The organism is Streptomyces sp. NPDC006643 (assembly GCF_042870175.1).
In the GTDB taxonomy this organism is placed as follows: domain Bacteria; phylum Actinomycetota; class Actinomycetes; order Streptomycetales; family Streptomycetaceae; genus Streptomyces.
Genome location: NZ_JBIAHA010000004.1, coordinates 227134 through 248500, shown reverse-complemented (window position 1 = coordinate 248500; position 21367 = coordinate 227134). Strand labels below are relative to the sequence as shown.

The 21367-nt window shown below is 73.4% G+C and carries 17 protein-coding genes; 7 read left to right on the top strand and 10 right to left on the bottom strand.

From position 1 onward, the window contains the following. Positions 1–107: 107 nt before the first annotated feature. The gene (locus tag ACFYNU_RS07860; RefSeq protein ID WP_356585104.1) at positions 108–2534 is read left to right on the top strand and encodes a hypothetical protein; all 2427 of its coding nucleotides are present in this window, start codon (positions 108–110) and stop codon (positions 2532–2534) included. Here ACFYNU_RS07860 and ACFYNU_RS07855 read toward each other — a convergent pair. From ACFYNU_RS07855 to ACFYNU_RS07840, 4 genes are all read right to left on the bottom strand, one after another. Beyond that, on the bottom strand, positions 2504–4933 hold the full coding sequence (locus ACFYNU_RS07855) for a right-handed parallel beta-helix repeat-containing protein (protein ID WP_356585103.1): 2430 nt from the start codon (positions 4931–4933) through the stop codon (positions 2504–2506). The two genes, ACFYNU_RS07860 and ACFYNU_RS07855, sit on opposite strands and share 31 nt — an antisense overlap. Before the next feature lie 156 nt (positions 4934–5089). Next, positions 5090–5698, bottom strand: coding sequence for a hypothetical protein (locus ACFYNU_RS07850; protein ID WP_356585102.1), 609 nt, complete (start codon positions 5696–5698; stop codon positions 5090–5092). Between the two features lie 132 nt (positions 5699–5830). Continuing rightward, on the bottom strand, positions 5831–6730 hold the full coding sequence (locus tag ACFYNU_RS07845; protein ID WP_356585101.1) for an MOSC domain-containing protein: 900 nt from the start codon (positions 6728–6730) through the stop codon (positions 5831–5833). Between the two features lie 62 nt (positions 6731–6792). Next, the gene (locus ACFYNU_RS07840) at positions 6793–7332 is read right to left on the bottom strand and encodes a DUF6643 family protein (protein WP_356585100.1); all 540 of its coding nucleotides are present in this window, start codon (positions 7330–7332) and stop codon (positions 6793–6795) included. 241 nt (positions 7333–7573) lie between these two features. Here ACFYNU_RS07840 and ACFYNU_RS07835 point away from each other — a divergent pair, with 241 nt between their 5' ends. Beyond that, on the top strand, positions 7574–8899 hold the full coding sequence (locus tag ACFYNU_RS07835) for a TerD family protein (protein WP_356585099.1): 1326 nt from the start codon (positions 7574–7576) through the stop codon (positions 8897–8899). 38 nt (positions 8900–8937) lie between these two features. On the opposite strand, the gene ACFYNU_RS07830 is transcribed toward ACFYNU_RS07835, so the two are convergent. Next, positions 8938–10110 carry a glycosyltransferase gene (locus ACFYNU_RS07830; protein WP_356585098.1) on the bottom strand — a complete coding sequence of 391 codons (1173 nt, stop codon included), beginning with the start codon at positions 10108–10110 and terminating at the stop codon, positions 8938–8940. Positions 10111–10168: 58 nt separating this feature from the next. On the opposite strand from ACFYNU_RS07830, the gene ACFYNU_RS07825 reads away from it, so the two are divergent. Together ACFYNU_RS07825 and ACFYNU_RS07820 are read left to right on the top strand one after the other, a co-directional pair. Continuing rightward, complete coding sequence (locus tag ACFYNU_RS07825) at positions 10169–10957, top strand: aspartate/glutamate racemase family protein (RefSeq protein ID WP_356585097.1); 789 nt, start codon at positions 10169–10171, stop codon at positions 10955–10957. A 123-nt stretch (positions 10958–11080) separates the two neighbouring features. Then, entirely contained in the window at positions 11081–11722 is a 642-nt protein-coding gene (locus ACFYNU_RS07820; protein WP_356585096.1) for a hypothetical protein, read from the top strand. Positions 11723–11770: 48 nt separating this feature from the next. Here ACFYNU_RS07820 and ACFYNU_RS07815 read toward each other — a convergent pair whose 3' ends face one another. Beyond that, positions 11771–12814, bottom strand: a complete 1044-nt coding sequence (locus ACFYNU_RS07815) for an O-antigen ligase family protein (RefSeq protein WP_356585095.1) — start codon at positions 12812–12814, stop codon at positions 11771–11773. Positions 12815–13071: 257 nt separating this feature from the next. Here ACFYNU_RS07815 and lnt point away from each other — a divergent pair, with 257 nt between their 5' ends. Both lnt and ACFYNU_RS07805 read left to right on the top strand, forming a co-directional pair. Beyond that, positions 13072–14691 carry an apolipoprotein N-acyltransferase gene (gene lnt / locus ACFYNU_RS07810; RefSeq protein WP_356585094.1) on the top strand — a complete coding sequence of 540 codons (1620 nt, stop codon included), beginning with the start codon at positions 13072–13074 and terminating at the stop codon, positions 14689–14691. A gap of 42 nt (positions 14692–14733) precedes the next feature. After that, entirely contained in the window at positions 14734–15216 is a 483-nt protein-coding gene (locus tag ACFYNU_RS07805) for an NUDIX domain-containing protein (protein WP_356585093.1), read from the top strand. A 52-nt stretch (positions 15217–15268) separates the two neighbouring features. Here ACFYNU_RS07805 and ACFYNU_RS07800 read toward each other — a convergent pair whose 3' ends face one another. From ACFYNU_RS07800 to ACFYNU_RS07790, 3 genes are read right to left on the bottom strand one after another with little or no spacing between them, the layout of a single operon-like run. Further along, a complete protein-coding gene (locus tag ACFYNU_RS07800; protein WP_356585092.1) occupies positions 15269–16282 on the bottom strand; it encodes an NAD(P)/FAD-dependent oxidoreductase in 1014 nt (337 codons plus the stop codon). Then, entirely contained in the window at positions 16279–16803 is a 525-nt protein-coding gene (locus ACFYNU_RS07795; RefSeq protein WP_356585091.1) for an isoprenylcysteine carboxyl methyltransferase family protein, read from the bottom strand. The genes ACFYNU_RS07800 and ACFYNU_RS07795 overlap by 4 nt, the downstream gene beginning before the upstream one ends. A 13-nt stretch (positions 16804–16816) precedes the next feature. Beyond that, the gene (locus ACFYNU_RS07790) at positions 16817–17884 is read right to left on the bottom strand and encodes a 3-oxoacyl-[acyl-carrier-protein] synthase III C-terminal domain-containing protein (protein WP_356585090.1); all 1068 of its coding nucleotides are present in this window, start codon (positions 17882–17884) and stop codon (positions 16817–16819) included. A gap of 115 nt (positions 17885–17999) precedes the next feature. Between ACFYNU_RS07790 and ACFYNU_RS07785 the strand changes: the two genes are divergently transcribed. Next, complete coding sequence (locus ACFYNU_RS07785) at positions 18000–18902, top strand: UbiA family prenyltransferase (protein WP_388765473.1); 903 nt, start codon at positions 18000–18002, stop codon at positions 18900–18902. A gap of 29 nt (positions 18903–18931) precedes the next feature. Here ACFYNU_RS07785 and ACFYNU_RS07780 read toward each other — a convergent pair whose 3' ends face one another. Continuing rightward, positions 18932–20824, bottom strand: coding sequence for an RICIN domain-containing protein (locus ACFYNU_RS07780; protein ID WP_356585089.1), 1893 nt, complete (start codon positions 20822–20824; stop codon positions 18932–18934). Between the last annotated feature and the right edge of the window lie 543 nt (positions 20825–21367).

Here is a 21367-nt window from a genome sequence, read left to right as displayed (position 1 = left end):
ACGCCGTTGGGCCCCCTACGCAGGTGTCGGCCCTCCCCGGTCCGGGGAGAGTCGCAGAAGGCGGCGGCCACCGCCCGTGAGACGTCACCCGAGAGCGAGTCACCCACGTGTCCCATGAGCCCCCCGTCCACCGGAGCGACGGCGCCGCGCTCGAACTGCTGGTCCACGGCGTCGGCGGCGCCACCGCGCAGGAGATGCTCGCCGACCCGTACGTGGTCCGGATCACCGGCGACGAGACAGCGGCCATCTACCGGCGTCCCGGCGACGAGGAGGCCGAGGCCCACGCCGAGCGGCGGGACGAGGATGGGCCGGTGCCCGAGGCGTACTGCTGGTCCAACCTCACCTCCGGCAACGGCACCCGCGCCCTGTGGCTGCTGCTGCTTCCCTTCATGGTCGTCAACCTCGCGCACTGGATGCGCCCGGCGACCAACGGACTCGCCCGCACACAGCGGCTGTACGGCGTGTTCGTACGGCTGCTCGCGCTCACCCTCACCGTCCTGCTCACCGCCGCCGCCTGCGAGGTCGCGCTCGACCTCGTCGCCTGGCAGTGCGCGGGCTCCGCCGGCTGCTCGGGCGACCGCGCCTGGCTCGGCTTCCTCTCCGCCGAGCAGGGCGGCTGGTGGTCCCAGCCCGGCCGCCGCCTGGCGCTGGCCGCGCTGGTGCCCGCCGCGCTGGTGGGGCTCCTGTGGTTTCTCTCCAACCGCACCTGGAGCGCCTACGAGGCCCAGCGCCCGCCGGGCGACACCACCACCGTCGACAGCCCCTCCGAGCCGCCGGCCGAGCTTCCCGACGCCACGGACGCGTACGAGGGACCGCCCGAGCCCGCGACCGTCCGCCCCGCACTCGCCAGGCCCGGCTTCTGGTACGGCCGCCGGCTCGTCGCCCGGCTGCGCGCCGCGCACACCGCCGCCGGATTCCTCACCGTCGCGGGCGCGGTCACCGGGGCCGCCGCCCGCCACGACCGCGGCGCGTCGAGCGCCGTACGCGAATCGGCCGGCTGGCTGCTCCAGGCAACTCTCGTCGCCGCGGGGCTCGTTGTGCTCTGGGTGGTATGCAGCAGGGGCCGCAGCGAGCGCAGGCGCGACGGCACGCTCGACAAGGCGCTCATCAGCCGGCTGCCCGCCGGCTCCCTCGTGCTGCTCGGTCTCGCGCTGGTGTACGCCGCCTGGTCCCGCCCCGGCTGGCTCTCCTCCGGCACCCTCCCCGGCGCCGTCACGTTCTCCGTGCTCATCCTCGCCCAGGGGTTCCTCGTCGTCGCGCTCGCGGTGGCGGCCCTGGTCCTGCACCGCCGCGCCCGGCACGCCCGGATCGCGCTGCACGGCCTCGGCGGCCCCGCCGTCGCCATGCTGGCCTGCGCCCTGGCCGGGGTGATGACCGGTGGAGTGGCCCAGCGTGTCGGGGACTGGCTCGACGGGACCGGCACACCCGGCATGGGGGAGGGCTCCATCCCCGGGCCGCCGGTGCTGCTCAGCTGGCTGGCGGCCGTCATCCCCGTCCTGCTCGTGCTCCTGCTGATCCCGGTCGTCGTCCTCGTCGTACGCACCGCGCGTAGGGCGGTCCGCCTCGCGCCGGTCGTGGAGGCGGAGTACGGGTCCCGGGAGGCGCGCGTCACCCCGGACTCCGTCCGTACCCGCCGGATCGCCGGTGCCCGCGCCCGCGCCGAACTCACCGACGCGGCGCCCTGGTTGGTCGGACTCGTCGCCGGCGCCACCCTCCTGCTCGGCACCGGCGCCGTCCTCGGCGCCTGGCTCAGCGGCGACGTCCCCGGCCGGGCCGCCGAAGGCGAACCCGCTCTGATCCAGTCCGCCGCCGACACCGCGCAGGCGCTCGGCTCCTGGCTCATCGGCCTCGGCTTCATACTGTTCGTGACCTGGGGCCGCCGCGCCTACCGCGACGCGTCCGCCCGGCGCACCATCGGCATCCTCTGGGACGTCGGCACCTTCTGGCCGCGCGCCTCGCACCCCTTCGCACCGCCGTGCTACGCGGAGCGCGCCGTACCCGACCTCACCTGGCGGATGGCCACCTGGACCGCCCGCACCGGCGGACGCCTCGTCATCTCCGGCCACTCGCAGGGCAGTGTGCTGGCCGCGGCGGCCGTCTGGCAGCTGCCCGAGGCCACCCGCCACCAGGTCGCGCTGCTGACGTACGGCTCACCGCTGGAGCGGCTGTACGGCCGCTGGTTCCCGGCCTACTTCGGTGCCGCGCCCCTCGGCGACCTGGGCCGGGAGGTGCACTGCTGGCGCAACCTGTGGCGGGCCACCGACCCGATCGGCGGCCCGGTCCGCCTCGGTGGCGAGGGGGACGAGCCGGCCGTGGACCACGGGCCGCTCAAGGACCCGCTCGCCTACGGCCGCACCGAGCGCCACCCGCTGCCCGAACCGATCCTCGGGCACTCCGACTACCAGGCCGACCCCGGCTTCGCCGTGGAGCGCGCGGCGCTGCTGGACCGGCTGCCGCCCGCACTGCCCGCGCAGCGCGCCGGCGCCGCCACGGAGCAGCGGAATCACGGCAGTTCGGGCAGATCGTCCGCGTAGAGGAGCGTCAGGTCGTCCGTGCTGGTCTCCGGCAACTGGGCGACCCTGCTCGCGTGTTGCTCCACCATCGACTCGAACGTCTGGCGCGCGGTACGGCCGTTGCCGAAGGCCGGCCCCTTCGGCAGGACGGCGAAGTACTTCAACAGCGCCTCGGCCGTACCCGCGCCGAGCCGGTACTCGTGCTCCTCGGCCTGCCGCTCCACGATCCGCAGCAGTTCGTCGGCCTCGTAGTCGTCGAAGGTGATGGTCCGTGAGAAACGGGACGCCACACCGGGGTTGACCGCCAGGAAGCGCTCCATCTCCGCCGTGTAGCCGGCGACGATCACCACCACCGCCTCCCGGTGGTCCTCCATCAGCTTCACCAGCGTGTCGATCGCCTCACGCCCGAAGTCGCGCCCCGAGTCCTCCGGCGACAGCGCGTACGCCTCGTCGATGAAGAGCACACCGCCGCGGGCCCGGTCGAACGCCTCCTGCGTACGGATCGCGGTGGAGCCGATGTGCTCACCCACCAGATCCACCCGGGAGACCTCCACGAGATGACCGCGCTCCAGCACCCCGAGCGAGGCCAGGATCTCGCCGTACAGCCGGGCCACCGTCGTCTTGCCGGTGCCGGGGGAGCCGGTGAAGACCAGATGGCGGCGCGCCGAGGCGGCCTTGAGGCCCGCCTGCTGCCGGCGCCTGCCGACCTCGATCATGTTGGTGAGGGCGCGGACCTCGCGCTTGACGCTCTCCAGGCCCACCAGCGCGTCGAGTTCACCGAGGACCTTGCCCGGTTCGCGCACCGGCTCGGCGGGCGGCAGGTCCGGCGCGGGCGTCGCGCTCTGCGCGGGGACCGTGCCCAGCAGCCCCGTCGTCTCGGTGGCGGTGAGCAGGGCCGTCGGCTGTGGCACGGCGGCCAGCACACCGCTCTCGTCGCTCGTGCAGTCCTCCACGGTCGGCCCGGCCCCGTTGCCGTCGGCGCCCGGCGCGGTGCCGTCGGGGAACTCGTAACCGCCGCGCGCGCACCGCTCGGTGCGGCAGCGCGTCAGCGTCGTACGGCAGCCGTCCATCACATGGAAGCCGTAGCCGCCGCTGCCCGTAACCCGGCAGTCGTGGAACGTGCCCCGGCCCTCGGCGGAGACATAGAAACCGGCCTCGGCGGGCGAGGTGATCGTGCAGCGTTCGATGGTCGGGTCGGCGCCCTTGGTGACGATGACACCGGTCTGTACGCCGTCGATGGTGCAGGAGTTGAGGGTGCCGCCGCTGCCGTGGTCCCGGAACCAGGCGCCGGTGGACGCCTCCCTGATCCGGCAGTCGTCGAGCTGCGCCGTCGCGCCGTCGCTCACCGACACGGCCGTGTTCCGCACCTGCGAGAGGTCGCTGTCCACGACGTCGGCGCGTGAGCCGCGGTCGAGGACGAACAGCGCGTCCGGCACGTCGTGCACCCGGCACGAGTCCAGGACGACGGTCGCCCCGTCGCTCACCCAGACCGCCGGGTAGTCGCCCGTACTGTCATGTATCTCGCACTGGTTGGCGTCCACCCGGGTGCCCGGGTCCCAGACGGAGAGCCCGTTACGGCCGAAGCGCCGCACCGTGGACCGGGTCAGCGTCAGCACGGAGCGCGAGCGCAGATCGACCGCGTTCTCCGGGATGTCGTGGATGTCGCAGTCGGAGAGCGTCAGCACCGCGTCGGTGTCGAGCGTGATCCCGTCGGCCGAGGTGCGGTGGACGCTGGAGTCGGTGAGATGGGCGGCGGCGCGTGCGGCGATCTGCACCCCGGTGCCCTTGATCTCGTACACCTCGCAGCCGACGGCCTCAAGTCCGCTGCCCTCGCCGGTGACGGTCAGCCCGCCGCCCGACGCGTGATGGATCCGGCACCGTTCGAGCCGGGGATGCGCCCCGCCGCGTACCGAGACGCCCGACTGACCGGCCGCCACGACCTCGCAGTCCTCGAAGACCCCGCCGGCCCCGTCGAGCACGGCGACGCCGACCCCGGCCGGATTGTCGACGGTGCAGCGGCGGACGGTGGGGCGCGCGGCGCCGCGCACCTCGATACCGGCGGCCGAACGCGTGACGATCCGCAGATCCGTCAGCTCCGGGGTGCCGTCCTCGATGAGCAGCGCGGGCGCGGTGGTGTCCTGGCCCTCCACATGCAGGTCGTGGACGGTCGCCGAGGCGCGCACCGTCAGCGGTACGCCGTCCGGCGGCGCGATGCGCACCGAGCCCGACGGGCCCTCGGGTCCGCGCAGCGTGACGGCGCGCGTGACCACGAGATTCTCCCGGTAGGTACCCGGCGCGACGGTGAGTATGTCGCCGTCGCCCGCGGCCTCCAGGGCCGCTGCGAGAGAGGCGTACTCGCCGGTACGGCGACGCCAACGCGAGGTGCCGGTGTGCGTCACCTGGACGGTGCCCTGTGCCATGGTGTTGTTCTGTCCCCACCTCGTGCGCCTGCGCGTGCTGTGCCGACCTGACCCGCACGGGGGGTCGACTCAAGGAAGTCCCGGCCGCGTCAGAGGACCGGGTCGCACCACCGTAGCGCGCGCGGCACCGGTGAGTTGACCCAAGAGCCGTTCCGGTCAGCTTCCCGCGCCGGTACGACCCCAGTCCGGACCGGCCCGTGCCCAGGCCAGGTCGAGCCGTGCGTAACGGACTTGGTTGAGCCGCCACACCACCAGCCGGCGGACGGCCTCGATCAGACCGGCGGCTCCCAGGGCCACCGCGAGCCCCGCCAGCACCGCGTGTGTACGGGCGGCGGCGGGGTCCGCCGGGCGCTGGGCGAGCCGGCCGTCGCTGTCCGTCCAGACCGCGAAGGTGTCGCCGGCCCGGAGAGCCGGGGGCGCCGAGCGGACCAGTTCGGTGTGCCGACTGCCGTCCGGCGCCGTCCACTTGGCGATCACCGGCCGGGCGGGGTCGCGCTGGGTCGGGGCCTCGGGGTCGGACGAGACGCGGGTGGGCGCCGTGGCCTCGCGGACCATGACGGCCTGCGTGCGGTGCCGGTCCTCGTGCTGGGCGCGGATCGTGCGCCGGAACGCGTCGTCGGTCAGCGCACCCGAGATCCAGCCAATCGCCGGCACGGCGAGAATCATCAGGAGCAGGGCACCGAGGGCGACCCATGCCTCGACGAGATCCGTCTTTCTCCGCAGCGGGTTGTACCGCCAGCGCCGGAGCCCCACGACCGCTCGCATCGTGTCGCACCCCTTCCGTCCGCCGTCCGTTCCCCTGTCCGTCTTAGCCCGGCGGGGACCGGCTCACGCACAAAAGGGCGGAAGGGAGAGCGAAATCACCCCACCGTTCGACCGGTCGGATCCGGGTCCGGACTAGCCGGTGAACACCTTCACCACGTCTCCCACCTGCACCGTGCCGGTGTTCTCGGGCACCAGATGCTGCCCGAAGACCAACTTTCCGTCGAACCGGCGGTGCCGGGCCAGCGTACGCAGCGGTTCCTTGCCACGCTGTGCCGTCCGCTGGTCGGTCGTGGTGATCACACAGCGCCCGCACGGCTTCGCGACCCGGAAGGTGACCTCCCCGACCGTGATCCGGCGCCACTGGTCCTCGGCCCACGGAGCCGTGCCCGCGACGACGAGATTCGGCCGGAAACGGTTCAGCGGCAGCGGGCCCTCGTCGGCGTGATCGCCCTGCGCTATCAGGGAGTTGAGGGCGTCGAGCGAGGCGAGGGTGACCACGAGCAGGGGGTAGCCGTCGGCGAAGCTGACGGTCTCCCCGGCGCGGGCGTACCGGGGATCGACGGGGCGTGCGACCGCCGGGTCGCCCAGATGCGTCAGCCGGACCTCCACCCCGAGATGGCGGCTGAACCAGTCGCTCGCCCGCGCGTCGGCGAGCGAGGCGTCAACCTTGGTCCCGAAGACGTTCACCACGATGTCGTCCGCGGGTTCGTCCGTACGGGTGGTGACGTCAACGCCCTTTCCCCGGAAGCCAGTTCGCGGTCCGCCCGTCCCCGGGCGCGCGATCGCCAGCGGCTCCTGGCCGGGCGCGTACAGCATGATCCCGCCGTCCGGCAGCGGCTCGGCGCGGGCCAGCGCGAGGCGCGGCTGCTCGCGCTGCGTGACAGCGCTGTCCGTCTCGTCGATCAGCGTCCAACGGCGGTCGCCCGCCAGGCCCCACGGCTCGACGACCGCGCTGTCCGCTGTGAAACCTCCCACCGATTTCACCGGATGAACGCGCAGGGCGTGCAGGACTGGGGCGGACGGCTGAGGCATACGGCCATCCTGCCAGCAGCCCCCCGGCTCCCTCCGGCCTTCTCCGCTCCTCGCCGGCGGGGTCAGTAACCCCGGCTCTGGTAAGGGCGGTTGTACGGGTCGTCGTACTGCACCGGCGCGGGCGCCGGACGCGGCGAGGCGGGGCGCATCGCCTCGTACCCCGTCGCCGACCCCGGTCGCTGCTGCTGCTGCTGTTGCGGCGGGCGGGGCTGCTGGGGACGCGGCTGCTGTTGCTGCTGCTGGGCCTGGTAGGGCTGCTGAGCGCCCTGGTAGCCGCGAGGCGGCGGCGCCTGCTGCGGGATGTAGGGCGCCGGGGCGTGCTGGAGCGGCACGGGGTGCTGCGCCGGCTGCGGCTGGTAGCCGCCTCCGTAGGAGGGCGTGGGCTGTGAGGGGGCCGCCGGAAGAGCGGGAAGCGCCGAAGGCAGCGCCGGCAGATAGCTGTTGCTCTGATAGCTGCTGCCGGTGTCGTAGGCGGATGGCACTCGGATCGGAGCGATCTGAGGCGTGCCCCGCTCCGCGACGAGGGAGTCGTAGATCGGGGTGTCCGGGAACGACGGCGCGGTGTAGTAACCGCCGCCGTAGGTCGAGCGGGGGGAGGTCATGGAACCTAAGTTAAGCCCACGATGTGCCAAGAGGGGAGTCCGATAAGGGGGTTCTTTCGGGAGCTCTGGGCCACTTCGGATCCCCAATGCGAGCGAACTTGGGAAAATCGGTCGTCCGGCAGCGTAGTGATCGTGTAAAGGGCAAGCTCCAGAGGGGTTACCCATGGGTCCTCGTGGGTGCGACGGCCTCTGTAGCGATTAGGTTTGGAACGACGGAAAACTTTCGGTCACCCGACTCTCGATGGGGGCGAGCATGTCCATGCTTAAAGGAGCCAATGTTCCGGTGACGGCACCGAGTGTGCGCGTCGAATTGGGATGGCGTTCAGCGCCCGGGACGCCGGATGTCGACGCCTCGGCGCTTCTGCTCAAGGCCGGAAAGGTCCGTTCGGACGCCGACTTCGTTTTCTACAACCAGGCGACCCACGCGTCGGGCGCGGTGCGCCATGACGGAAAAGGCACATGTCCCGGCACCGTGACCGACACCCTGTCCGTCGACCTGGGCCGGGTGGAGGCCGAGATCGACCGGATCGTCGTCGCCGCGTCGGCGGACGGCGGCAACTTCGGACAGGTGCCCGGACTGTACGTACGCCTCCTTGACGCGGCGTCGGGCGCCGAGGTCGCGCGGTACGACAGCCAGGACGCGACCGTCGAGACGGCGTTCGTCCTCGGCGAGCTGTACCGGCGCCAGGGAGCCTGGAAGTTCCGCTCGGTCGGCCAGGGATACAGCAGCGGACTCGAAGGTCTGGCAACGGACTTCGGCATCAGCGTCGACGAGCCCCAGCAGGCCGCCCCGCCGGCGCCCACGCCCTCCGCCGCGCCGTCGTACACGCGAGCCCCCGCGCAGCCGGCCCCCGTCGCCGCCCCGGCTCCTCCGTCGTACACGCCGCCCCCGCCGGCGGCGCCCCCGGCCGCGCCCGCCCCGTCTCCCGTACGGCTCAGCAAGGTCACCCTGACCAAGGAGGCGCCGTCCGTCTCGCTGTCCAAGCAGGGCGGCAACTCCGGTGAGATGCGCGTCAATCTCAGCTGGCAGGTGCGCAAACAGTTCAAGGGCTGGGGCGCCAAACTCGGCCGGGCCGTCGCCATGCACGGCGACCTCGACCTCGACCTGTGCGCCCTGTACGAACTGACCGACGGCCGCAAAGGCGTCGTCCAGGCACTCGGCAATGCCTTCGGAGCGCTTCACCAGCCGCCGTTCATCCATCTCGACGGCGACGACCGCACCGGCGGTTCGGCCAACGGCGAGAATCTCAGCATCAACCTCGACCACAAGAACCAACTGCGCCGCGTCGTCATCTTCGTGACGATCTACGAAGGCGCGCGCAGCTTCGCCGATCTCGACGCGACGGTCACACTCCAGCCGCAGAACGGCGCCGCGATCGACTTCTCGCTCGGCGAGTGCACCGTGCCCTCCACGGTCTGCGCGCTCGCGTTGATCACCAATACCGGCTCCGATCTGCTGGTCCAGCGCGAAGCGCGGTTCCTCGTGCCGGAACGCGGCGTCAGCCCGCAGCGGACCATCGACTACGCCTACGGCTGGGGCATGAACTGGACACCCGGCCGGAAGTGACCGGGCGGAAGTGACCCCCGGCCCGGCCGCGAGCCGGCTCAACGCTCCGGTGCGGCCTCCGGACGGGCGTACGTACGCCCCTTCCAGGCCGCACCGCGGCCCCGGTAGTGCCGCACGGCCGAGTCGACGGTCATCAGGAGATACAGCAGCGCCGTGAAGGGCAGCAGGGGAGCGAGCCAGAGCGACTGCCGGTAGTACCGCAGCACCGGCACGTACGTCCCGGCCATCACCGCCCACGCGGCGCCGCCCAGCAGCCCGGCCGGTGTGTCACCGCCCGACAGACCCGCGTACACACCGGCCGGCGGCGCCAGATAGACGACCGCGAGCCCGGCCACCGTGCAGACCAGCAACAGCGGATTGTGCAGGAGCTGGGCGTACGCGCTCCGCGCCACCATCCGCCACAGATCGGTCAGCGCCGGATACGGGCGCACGCTGTCCACGCGCTCCGCCAGACCGAGCCAGATCCGGCCCCCCGCGCGCCGCACCGCCCGCGCCATCGACACGTCGTCGATCACCGCCTGCCGGATGGCGTCGGGAATCCGCGCCCGCTCGGCGGTCTCCGTCCGCAGCAGTACGCAGCCGCCGGCCGCCGCGGCCGTACGCGCCCCCGGCTTGTTGACCCGGCGGAACGGATACAACTGCGCGAAGAAGTAGACGAACGCCGGCACGATCAGCCGCTCCCACGCGGTCTCCACCCGCAGCCGGGCCATCTGGGAGACCAGGTCGAGTCCGTTCGTCCGCGCGGCGGCGACCAGCTCGCGCAGACTGTCCGGCTCATGGGCGATGTCGGCATCCGTAAGAAGGAGATAGTCCGGCCGTTCCTCCCGCGCCAGTTCGATGCCGTGACGCAGCGCCCACAGCTTGCCCGTCCAGCCAGGTGCCGGCTCCGGCGCGGAGACCACGGTGAGCGGCAGCCCGCCGAGCCGGTCGGCCAGCTCCCTCGCCAGGGCGCCCGTACCGTCGGTGCTGGAATCGTCGACGAGGAAGATCTCCGCCCGCCCCGGATAGTCCTGCGCCAGCAGCGACGGCAGACTCACCGGCAGCATCAGCGCCTCGTCCCGCGCGGGCACGACCACGGCGACGGACGGCCACGGCGAGGGAGCCGCACGCGGCGGCAGCCGCTGATCCGTACGCCAGAAGAATCCCTGACCCAGCAACAGAAAGCCCCAGGCGGCCAGCGAGACAGCGGCGATCCAGGCAATGGCACTCATTCGCCGCAGTCTGCCCCACATCGGCGGGACCGCAAGGGCGGTCGTCTATGGTGACCGGGTGAAGATCGCGCTGATGGACTCCGGTCTCGGGCTGCTCGCCGCAGCCTCCGCAATGCGCCGGCTCCGGCCGGACGCCGGTCTCGTGCTCTCCTCCGACCCCGGCAGCATGCCGTGGGGACCGCGCACCCCGGAAGACATCACCGCCCGCGCGCTCACCGTGGCCCGCGCCGCCGCCGCGCACCGGCCCGACGCGCTGATCGTCGCCTGCAACACCGCGTCGGTGCACGCCCTGCCCGCGCTGCGCGCCGCGCTGGAGCCCGGTCTGCCCGTCATCGGCACGGTCCCCGCGATCAAACCGGCGGCGGCCGGGGGCGGGCCCGTCGCGATCTGGGCCACCCCGGCCACCACCGGCAGCCCCTACCAGCGCGACCTCATCCGTACCCATGCCGCCTCGGTCGACGTCACCGAGGTGCCGTGCCCCGGTCTCGCCGACGCGCTGGAGCACGCCGACGAGGCGGGCATCGCCCGCGCCATCGCGGCGGCGGCGCTCCTCACCCCGCGCGAGGTAAGGACCGTCGTCCTGGGCTGCACCCATTACGAACTGGTCGGCGAACGCATCCGGGCGGCCCTGCGGCACCCCGGACTGCCGGAGGTGACGCTGTACGGCTCCGCCGAGGCCGTCGCCGCGCAGGCGTTGCGCCGCCTCGGGGACACAGCGGCGCCGGCGGCCGACGCCGGACCGGGCGAACTCACCGTGCTGCTGGCCGGCCACCGCGCCGCACTGCCCGACGCGGCCCTGACATACGCGGAGGGCCGGCTGCTCGCGGACGTCACCCACGCGCACTAGGCGTGTGTGGCCATCGTCACCTGGGCGCGCTCGGGCGGGCGGGGCAAGGGGCCCGGTGGACTCCGCCATTCCGGATGCCGCCGAGGCGGTGCCACCCGGGCGGTTCGTGAGTACCCTGCAACCATGACGGAGCACCCCCGACGAGGGGGGCCAGGCACAGTGCCCCTCCCCGAAATCTGGACCGGCCGAGCGACCAACCGCATTCAGTGGCTGTTCGCCGTGGTGGGCGTCGCCTGCCTCGCGCTCGGCATCGAGCTGGCGATCCAATCCTCCTGGGAGTCCGGCATCGTCGCGCTGGCCGCGTCGGTCGTCGGCTGTGTGGCCGCCGGACTGCTGATTCTCTTCGGCACGCTCGCCTTCGTGCATGTGGCGGTCAAGGTCGACCACGAGCACCTTGAGGTGCGCTGCGGCCACGCCGGGCTGCCACGTCGCCGTATCCCGCTCACACAGGTGACCGGCGCCGACTTCGAACCCAGCGTCACGCCCCGCCAGTGGGGCGGCTGGGGTTACCGCTGGCGGCCCGAGCAGGGCACGGCCGTGGTCGTACGGCGCGGCGAGGGCGTCGTGCTGAGACTCGGCGACGGCAGGACGTTCACGGTGACGGTCGACGACGCCGAGGCCGCGGTCCGCGTCATCCGTGACCGGCTCCGCGCGGCGGCCACCGGCACGGTGACCCTCAGCAAGTCGGGACTCGGCACCACGGGCCTGGGCAAGGCCGCCGGCGGCAGAACGGTCATCGGCGGTTCGGCCGAGGCCGAGGCCTGACGGCGCCGCACGCCCCGCACGGCCCGCACCGCCCCGTGTCGGCCGAGATCAGGCCGGCCTTCCCTCCGGCAGCGCCCCGACGGGCGAGCGCGCCGTCGCCAGGCCCGCGAGGAGCCCGGCGCCCGCCGTCACCGGGGTGAAGCTCAGCGCGTTGCCCACGGTCGCCACGGCGGCCAGCGCCGTCAGCGCGGCTCCGGCGGTCAGTACGACGGGTGTGGCGCGCGGTGAGCGCCACAGGGCGTACAGCAGCCAGCCGAACGCCGCCCCCAGGAGCAGCGCCCCCACGACGCCCTGCTCCGCCGCCAGCTGGAACAGCGCCGAGTGCGGCTTGCCGTCCGAGTTCAGCGACTCCAGTGCCGTCGGGCTCAGATCACCGAACCGGTCGGGCCCAGCCCCCAGCAGCGGATTCGCCCGTACGACGGCCACCGCGTCCTCCCAGAGAAGCACCCGGTGCCCCGTGAGCTGCCCCTCCAGCGACGCCGCCAGCCCGTCCGGCAGCGCCCGTACGGCCACCGCCCAGGCGGCGCCCACCAGCAGACAGGCCGCGGCGGCGAATCCCGCCAGCCCCGGCAGCCGACGGCGCATCCGAGCCGCGGCCAGCGCGCAGAGCAGCACCCCGACGGCAGCCACCAGACCCGCCACCGAACCGAGCAGGGGCCCCGTCCCGGCGGCCACCGCCGCCAGCACGAACAGTGTGCTCCGCGCTCTCGGCGTGGCCTCGGCGGCAGCCGCGCAGCAGGCGGCGCCCACCGCCAGGATCAGCAGCGCGGCGACCGCGCCCGTGTCGCCCGGGGGCGCCGCGCTCTCCGCCGGGTCGGCCTGTATGTCGTGACGCGCGGCGACGGCCAGGACGTACGCGGCGACGGCGAGCGTGGCCGCCGTGGCGACCGGCGCCAGGGACCCGGCGATCCGTCCGCAGATGTATCCGGCGCCGACCGCGAGTACGGCCAGCAGGACGCCTTCGGGCCGGCCGTCCCGGCCGGCCGCGCTGACCAGGGTCCACACCGCGCAGCCGATGAACACGGCGATGCCCGCGATGTCGGAGGCGCCGCCGCGCTCGCGCGCGACGGACCGAGTTGTCGATGCAGCCATCCCGTAGAACCCCCGGCCCGAGACGCCCCTGCCGACGGCAGCCGGATCGGTCGGGACACACCGCACCCGCCCCAGGGCTGCCGCACACGCTAGTGGCAGGGGAGGGGGCATGTGGACATCTCGCGCAGAAACGTTGCGGCAGGGAACGGCAGGGAATGGCAAGAGGCGGCGGGAGGTGACGCGGCCGACCCCTCACGGAGCCCTCGCGGGAAGGCCGGACTGCCGTCCTCCGGTGCCGTCACCGTAGACTCCGCGGGGTGAGCACCACCATCACCCCCGTCGAGCCGGCCGAGCCCGCCCCCGCGCCCGGCGGCAGGCGCCGCGCGCGGCGTTTCGTACGGCCGGGCGCCGCGGCACTGTCCGGGCTGCTGCTCTTCGCGAGCTTCCCGCCCCGCCCGCTGTGGTGGCTGGCGCTGCCCGGATTCGCCCTGCTCGGCTGGACGCTGCGGGGCCGCCGACCCCGTGCCGGGTTCGGACTCGGCTTCCTCGCCGGTCTCGGCTTCCTGCTGCCCCTCCTGAAGTGGACGGGCGAAGAGGTCGGCCCGCTGCCGTGGGTCGCGCTGGCCGCCGTGTCCGCGCTGTTCATCGGCGCCGTCGGGGTGGGAATCGCCGCCGTGTCCCGGCTGCCCGCGTGGCCGGTGTTCGCCGCCGCCGTATGGATCCTGGGCGAGGCGGCCCGCGCCCGGGTGCCGTTCGGCGGCTTCCCCTGGGGCAAGATCGCCTTCGGCCAGGCGGACGGCATGTTCCTCCCCCTCGCCGCCGTGGGCGGCACACCCGTACTGGGCTTCGCCGTCGTGCTGTGCGGCTTCGGCCTGTACGAGGTGGTCCGCCAGGTCCGCGCCCACCGGGCCCGGCCCGCGCCGCGCCGCGTGCCGCGCGCCGCCGTGACCGTCGCCGCGCTGTCCGTGCTCGTCCCCGTCGCGGGCGCCCTCGCCGCGCTGCCCCTCGTGGACGACTCGGCCGAGGACGGCACCGCGACCGTCGCCGCCATCCAGGGCAACGTGCCGCGTCTGGGGCTCGACTTCAACGCCCAGCGCCGCGCGGTGCTCGACAACCACGCCGCGCGCACCGAGCAGTTGGCGGACGACGTCGAGGCCGGCAAGGAGCCGCGGCCGGACTTCGTCCTGTGGCCGGAGAACTCCTCGGACCTCGACCCCTACCGCAACGGCGACGCACGTCTGGTCATCGACGACGCGGTCAAGAAGATCGGTGTGCCGACAGTGGTCGGCTCGGTGCTCTCGCCCGACACCGGGAAGCTGCGCAACTCCCTGATCGAGTGGGATCCCGAGGACGGGCCCGTCGCGACGTACGACAAGCGTCATGTCCAGCCGTTCGGCGAGTACATCCCGATGCGTTCCTTCGTACGGATCTTCAGCTCCGACGTCGACCGGGTGCGACGCGACTTCGGTCCCGGCGACAAGGTGGGCGTGTTCGATCTGGCCGGGACCAAGGTCGGTCTCGCCACCTGCTACGAGGCGGCCTTCGACTGGGCGGTGCGCGACACCGTCACCCACGGGGCCCAGCTCATCACCGTGCCCAGCAACAACGCCACCTTCGGGCGCAGCGAGATGACCTACCAGCAGCTGGCGATGTCCCGCGTGCGGGCCGTCGAGCACAGCCGGGCCGTCGTCGTCCCCGTCACCAGCGGCGTCAGCGCGATGATCATGCCGGACGGCCAGGTGGTCGAGCAGACGAAGATGTTCACGCCCGACGCCCTCGTCCGTGAGATGCCGCTGCGCTCCTCGCAGACGCCCGCCACCAGGATGGGCACGCTGCCCGAGGCGCTGCTGGTCGCGATCGCCGTCGGCGGTCTCGGCTGGGCCGTCGCACGGACCGTACGCGCCCGCCGGAGCCCCGCCGCCGACGACGCGGGCTGACGGGCGCGCGGGGAGCCGCGGGCCTGCGCTTAGGGTCGTGGCATGGGAACGCCAGACTTCATCCGAGAGATCCGCGCGACCGCCGGACACCAACTGCTGTTTCTGCCCGGAGTCAGCGCGATCGTCTTCGACGACGACGGACGTGTGCTGCTGGGCAGGCGGGCCGACACCGGCAACTGGTCGATCATCGGCGGGATCCCGGAGCCGGGGGAGCAGCCCGCGGCGACGGCGGAGCGCGAGGTGTACGAGGAGACCGCCGTGCGCTGTGTGGCCGAGCGCGTCGTACTCGTCCAGGCGCTGCCGGAGCCTGTCACGTACCCCAACGGGGACCAGTGCCAATACATGGACATCACGCTGCGCTGCCGCGCGACCGGCGGCGAGGCCAGGGTCAACGACGACGAGTCCCTGGAGGTCGGCTGGTTCTCCGTGGACGCGCTGCCCGAGCTGCGGGAGTTCGCCCGGTTCCGTATCAAGCAGGCGCTGGAGGACGAGCCCACCTGGTTCCAGCGCGCCACGGACGCCTAGACGAGGTACGGCGGCGGTTCGCGCCAAAGGCTCTGGCTCCGCCCGTGCCGCGCTACTGGAGCGCGTGCACCGCCGCCGCGAAGACCGACGGCAGCCGGGCGGCGGCGGGCACGATCAGCCCCGCCCCGCGCGGGCCGCGCGTGGCCCGCAACAGGCCCTCCGTAAGAAGGCGGTGGCGCCTGGTCAGCTTCGACCAGGCAGCCGGATACGTCTGCGGCCGGCCCTCCGCCAGCGCGCGTACCGCCGCACCGGCCGTCGACAGGGCCAGGGCGACCCCCTCCCCGGTCAGCGCGTCCACATAACCGGCGGCGTCGCCGACCAGCAGCACCCGCCCGGCCAGCGGCCGGCTCACCCGCTGCCGCAGCGGACCCGCGCCGCGTACGCCACTGGCCGGCCGCTCGTCCAGCAGTGGCGCCAAGTCCGGGAAGCGGGCGAGGTGTTCGTCGTACCCCCGCCGCTCGCGGCTCAGCACGGCCACGCCGACGAGGCCGTCCCCCACCGGCGTCACATACGCCTCGCCGTGCCGCGACCAGTGGACCTCCACGAAGTCCGACCACGGCGCGACATGGAAGTGGCGCCGCAGCCCGTAGCGGGACGGCGCCCGGTCCGGCAGCCCCAGCCCCAGGCCCCGGCGGATCGGCGAGTGCAGTCCGTCGGCGGCGATCAGCCAGCGCGCGGTCCTGCCCCCGGCACTGACCCGGTCGGCGCTCTGCCGCACCTCACCGACCTTGCCCCGGACCGTCTCCACGCCCAGGGCCTCCGCCCGGCGCCGTAGCGCGGCGTGCAGTTCCGTACGGCGCACCCCAAGGCCCGTACCGTCCCGGAAGCACGCCTCGGCGTCCCGTACGCCGTCCCGGTAGCGGATGCCGCGCAGTTCGCGCCCCGACACCTCCACGCCCATCGCGCGCAGCGCCGCCGTACCGCCCGGCATCACGCCCTCCCCGCACGCCTTGTCCACCGGGGCGGTACGCGGCTCCACCACCACGGCCCGCAGCCCCGCCAGCGCGGCGTGGATCCCGGCGGCCAGCCCGGCGGGGCCACCGCCGGCGATCAGTACGTCGATCACGCGGGCACACCGGCCGGCGCGGCCCCCAGCGCCGCGTTCTCGCAGCGGATCCGGACCGTCATCAGAACGGCGTTGAGCCCCGTGAAGAGGACCGCCGTCACCCACGCTCCGTGCACCAGCGGCAGCGCCAGGCCCTCCGCGACGACGGCGACGTAGTTGGGGTGGCGCAGCAGCCGGTAGGGGCCGCCGGCGACCAGCGGCAGGCCGGGCACGACGATCACCCGGGTGTTCCAGCGCGGCCCCAGCGTCCGGATGCACCACCAGCGCAGCACCTGGGCCGCGACGACGACCCCCACCATCGTCCAGCCGAACACCGGCACGAACTGCCGTCCGGCCAGGGCCGTTTCGGTGAGCGCACCGGCCAGCAGTCCGGTGTGCAGGACCACCATCGCCGGGTAGTGCCCGCGCCCGGTCTCCGTACCGCCGCGCGCCAGACTCCAGCGGGCGTTGCGACGGGCGACGACGAGTTCTGCGACGCGTTCGCCGCCGACCGCCAGTACCAGTGCCGTGTACCACCACATGTGTTTCTCCAACTCACCAGCGAAGCAGGACGAGTTCGCAGCAGAACCCGGGGCCCATCGCGATCATCAGGCCGGGGCTGCCCGGCTCCGGGGCGTGCCGGGCGAGGGTGTCGCGAAGGACGTGCAGGACCGACGACGACGACAGGTTCCCCACCTCGGACAGGGAGCGCCAGGTGACGTCGAGGGCGCCGTCGGGCAGACCCAGCGACTCGCCCACGGCCTGGAGCACCTTGGGACCGCCGGGGTGGCAGACCCACCCGGTGATGTCGGCCGGCGTCAGACCGTGCTCGGCGAGGAAGCCGCGTACGTCGTCGGCGAGGAAGCGCCGGACGATCTCGGGCACCGACGGGTCGAGGACCACCTGGAAGCCGGAGCCGGTGACGGACCAGCCCATGACATGGCCCGTGTCCGGGTACATCCGGCTGCGCGTGGCGACGACCGTGGGACCGGGCGGAGCGGCCGGAGTCCCGGCGTGGCGTTCGCCCACCGCCACGACCGCCGCAGCCCCGTCGCCGAACAGCCCGCTCGCCACCAGATTCGCCATCGACGTGTCGCCCCGCTGAAAGGTCAGCGAGCACAGCTCGACCGAGAGCAGCACGGCCACCTGATCGGGCCAGCCCCGCAGATAGTCGTGCAGCCGCGCGAGGCCCGCCGCGCCCGCGACACAGCCAAGCCCGAAGACGGGCAGCCGTTTCACGTCGGGACGCAGCCCCAGCCGCCCGACCAGGCGCGCGTCCACGGACGGGGCCGCCACGCCGGTGACGGAGGTGAACATCAGCAGATCCACGTCCGACGGTCCGAGTCCCGCCGTACGGAGCGCCCCGCGCACCGCCTCGGCGCCCAGGTCGCCCGCGACCTCGATGAAGACGTCGTTGGCGGCACCGAACCCGTCGATCTTGACGTAGTCGTCCAGCGGCAGGGCCATATGGCGCGTGCGGACCCGCACGCTCTCGTGCAACCGGTCGAGCACCCGCCGGTCCGCCCCGGCCGGCAGACAGGTGCGCGCCACCATGTCGGTGATCTCGGACTGGGTGTGGCGATAGGGAGCAAGGACGCCGTGCACGGCGGCGATTCGGGTCATCGATTCCAGCCTGAGGGTGTCATAACCATCCCAACAGCCGTGGGCTGGGATGAGACACCGTAAGTCGCCCGTCCGGCTGCCACGTGGACGGGGCCCGCGCGCCTACGATCGGCGCGTGGACGCCGATGTGGATCCGGGAACGAGCACACGCGAGGCCGGCACCGGCAACGCCGAAACCCCGCGCCGCGCGGGGCCGCTGAGCGTCGTACGCGCCCTCGCGCTGTCCTGCCATCCGGGACCGGTGGTCGCGGTCACCGCGCTCACCCTCGCGCTCGCCGTCACCGCGGGCCACGGCGTGGGCCGTTGTCTGCTGCTCACCGCCGCCGTGCTGACCGGTCAGTTCTCCGTGGGGTGGTGCAACGACGCGTACGACGCGCGGCGCGACGCCGTCAACGGGCGCCGCGACAAACCCGTGGCCGCGGGGGCGGTCGGTCAACGGACCGTCTGGGGCGCGGCGTTCGGCGCCCTCGCGCTCTGCGTGCCGCTCTCCCTGGCCTGCGGCGCGCTCGCCGGTACCGCGCATCTGATCGCGGTGGGCGCCGCCTGGGCGTACAACCTGCGGCTCAAGGCCACCGTGCTGTCCTGGCTGCCGTACGCGATCGGATTCGCGAGCCTGCCCGCCCTTGTCTCACTCAGTCTGCCGGGTGGCCCGTGGCCGGCCTGGTGGGTCGTCACCGCGGGCGCGCTGCTCGGTGTCGGGGCGCATCTGGCGGACGTCCTGCCGGACATCCGCGCCGACCTGGCCACCGGCGTACGGGGGCTGCCGCACCGGCTCGGCGCCACCGGGAGCCGCTTGCTGCTGCCCGTCCCACTGGTCGCGGCGTCGGTGGTGCTGACGCTGGGACCCCAGGGCCGCCCCGACGCGGGCGCCTTGCTCCTGCCGCCGGTCGCCGGTGCGGTGGCGGTCGCGGGCCTGCTGCTCGGCCGCCGCCGCGAGAAGGCACCCTTCGTCGCGGCGGTCGCCGTGGCGGCCCTGGACGTGGGGCTGTTGATGGCTCACGGCACCGGCGTGACCTGAGCGCCGACGGACCGGGGCGGCCGGGCGTCTCAGCCGCTGAACCGGACGTCGTCGCAGCGCCCCTGACCCTGCCTCTGCCCCTGACCCTCGCCATGGCCCTTGCCGTTGTGGCCCCGGTCCCGGCCGCGACCCTGCCCCTCGTCGCCGCCCTGGGCGCGGCCCTGTTCGTCGCACTCGCGGTTCCCGGAGCGACGCCCCGCCTCGCGTCCCGCCTCGCGCTCCGCCGACCCGACCGTGTCCCGGCGTGCCGACATAGGGCCGGCCGGTGGCGCCGTCGCCCGGCCGCCGCCCACGATCGGCAGGGACCTGGGACTGTCCGGTGCGGCGTCCGTCAACCAGTTCTGGAGCGTGGACTCGTCGCGGAGCTTCGCCACGACCGACGTACCCGCCACGGGAGTTGTCGGGACGACGGCCAGCGAGTCGTCCCACCGGGGGATCACATGCCCCTGGACCGTGACCTCGTAGCGCACGTCGGCGGCGCCCTCGGCGGTCGGCTCGCCGCACGGCGCCAGGACCGCCGAGCCGTCGACCGTACGGGAGTTGAGGCACAAGTCCTGGTCGGCGCCGTTGCGCAGCAGTCCGTCCTCCTCGTACAGCCACTGCTGGGTCTCCGCCGACGACGAGCAGATCGCCAGTGTCGCCTCGGAGCCGGCGCTCGGCCGGGTGTCGCGCAGGTCCAGACAGAGATCGGCGTCGGCGCTGCGCAGCGCCGTGCGCAGCGTGCCGGGCGGGGCACCTGTCGCGCCCGTCGGCGGTCGCTGCCCGGGACCGGAGACGCCCTGCGAGCCGGGGTCGGGGGAGGCCGTGGAGGTGCCCGTGCCGATCGGGGCGGCCGGTCCCATCGCCTCGTCCTCGCCGTCACCGGGGGTGAGACCGGCGACGGTCACTGCGAGCAGACCGACGGCCACCAGGCCGAGCCCGCCGAGCAGGACGGTCCTCGGCATGCCCGGGGTGGTCATCACTCGTCTGGCCGTCACGGTCACCCGGGGCAGTACGCGCGGGCGTCCGCCCACCGAGTGCCGTCCGCCGCGGCGTGCGCCCGTACCCCGTGCCCCGCCGCGTCTGCCGGGCCGCGTATCGAGATAGCGCCGGGCGTGCGGGCCGAGGACGGCCTCGGCGAGGAGGACCGCCGGCCTGCCCTCGGGATGGACGAACTGCTCGGTGGCGTACGCGCAGTGGGCGCAGAGCGCCAGATGCTCCCGGATGTCCGGGAGCAAAGCACCGCCGCGCCGCAGCGACACATCCAGCAGACGGTTGTAGTGGCGGCATTCCGGGTCCGAGGCGAGTGCGATATGCGCGCGTACACAGCCGGACCGGAAGAGTTCACCCGCGTGTTCCCGTTCGGTGCGCGCGCTTTCCGGATCAATGCCGAGCAGACCGGCCGGTACGGATATGGGTTCCGCCTCGACGTCCGTATGCCACAGCAGGCACCGCGCGGCGGCGGGCATTGCCTGGAAGGCGTGGAAGGCCAGCCGCCGATTCTCGGGGGGCCGTGGCGTGTCGGGGCTCGCCGGGTCGGTGCCGGCCGGCCGCGTCGGGTGCTCCCAGGCCGTGCCGGTCATTTGTCCTTCGGCCGCCTTCTGCCCCTCGGTCGCCCAGACGCCGGCCAAATGCCGCGCGGTCAGCAGGAATTCGGGCCGCAGGGCCGGGACGGGACCGGGGCGGCGCAGGCTGTCGAGCACCTTGCCGAAGGCCGCCGTGGCCAGCATCGAGGCGGCGTTGGCCGAGGGGGAGCGGATCTCGGCGTAGTCGAGCAGGGACTGCCAGTGCCGGGTGAGCAACAGCGCGGTGGCGTGGTCCTCCTCGTCGCTGTCGCGGGTCCTCAGCGCGGCGACGAGATCCGCGTCCGTGCCTTCGGAGCGGGGACCGGGCGGACCGGCCGGAGGGGGCGGGGTGGTTCTGGACGTACGAGGATCCTGCATGGAGGGGTCCTGCCTTCCAGGGCACTGAGTGGGGGGTGTCCAGTCCCTTGACGCGAGGGTGGCGGCAGTGATTTCGGCCGGCTGAAAGGGGGGTGGTCCGATTGGTGCGTACCTTTGAACGGTGTGCGGCCTCCAGGAAATGCGACCCGTGGGCGGAGAGCGGCGGGATAACAACGGCCGGAGAACCTGTCCGGGCGGTCGTACCGTCGCGGAATCGAACGGCTGAGCGCTCAGGGCATTGCTGCCGACTGAGCGCGTTCACCATTGCACAGCCCGTGCGGGTGAAACAAGAGATCTCCAACGGCGGCTATTCGGCGCGCCGTTGAAGAACGGGTCGGACGAGTATTTGTGCCGGGGGAGTCCCATTCCGACCACGAGAAATACGGCAGGTATCCGGCGCCGCGGGTAACCCGCGCACGGGTTCGAAGGCGGCTCCGAAGGACCGTACCGTACCAAGATCTTCGCAGTCGCACCGCATCGGGGACCCTCGGTCGGCGATAACTCCCGGGCGACGGGGGAGCCGTTGTCCCGCCGGCCGGGCAT

Bases quoted from the DNA above. Each gene is read 5' to 3' on its own strand.
- ACFYNU_RS07790 (WP_356585090.1), bottom strand. From the start codon at position 17,884: ATGACCCGAATCGCCGCCGTGCACGGCGTCCTTGCTCCCTATCGCCAC.
- ACFYNU_RS07815 (WP_356585095.1), bottom strand. From the start codon at position 12,814: ATGGCTGCATCGACAACTCGGTCCGTCGCGCGCGAGCGCGGCGGCGCC.
- ACFYNU_RS07845 (WP_356585101.1), bottom strand. From the start codon at position 6,730: ATGCCTCAGCCGTCCGCCCCAGTCCTGCACGCCCTGCGCGTTCATCCG.
- ACFYNU_RS07805 (WP_356585093.1), top strand. From the start codon at position 14,734: ATGGGAACGCCAGACTTCATCCGAGAGATCCGCGCGACCGCCGGACAC.
- ACFYNU_RS07830 (WP_356585098.1), bottom strand. From the start codon at position 10,110: ATGAGTGCCATTGCCTGGATCGCCGCTGTCTCGCTGGCCGCCTGGGGC.
- ACFYNU_RS07820 (WP_356585096.1), top strand. From the start codon at position 11,081: ATGACGGAGCACCCCCGACGAGGGGGGCCAGGCACAGTGCCCCTCCCC.
- ACFYNU_RS07855 (WP_356585103.1), bottom strand. From the start codon at position 4,933: ATGGCACAGGGCACCGTCCAGGTGACGCACACCGGCACCTCGCGTTGG.
- ACFYNU_RS07780 (WP_356585089.1), bottom strand. From the start codon at position 20,824: ATGCAGGATCCTCGTACGTCCAGAACCACCCCGCCCCCTCCGGCCGGT.
- ACFYNU_RS07850 (WP_356585102.1), bottom strand. From the start codon at position 5,698: ATGCGAGCGGTCGTGGGGCTCCGGCGCTGGCGGTACAACCCGCTGCGG.
- ACFYNU_RS07835 (WP_356585099.1), top strand. From the start codon at position 7,574: ATGGGGGCGAGCATGTCCATGCTTAAAGGAGCCAATGTTCCGGTGACG.
- ACFYNU_RS07840 (WP_356585100.1), bottom strand. From the start codon at position 7,332: ATGACCTCCCCCCGCTCGACCTACGGCGGCGGTTACTACACCGCGCCG.
- ACFYNU_RS07795 (WP_356585091.1), bottom strand. From the start codon at position 16,803: ATGTGGTGGTACACGGCACTGGTACTGGCGGTCGGCGGCGAACGCGTC.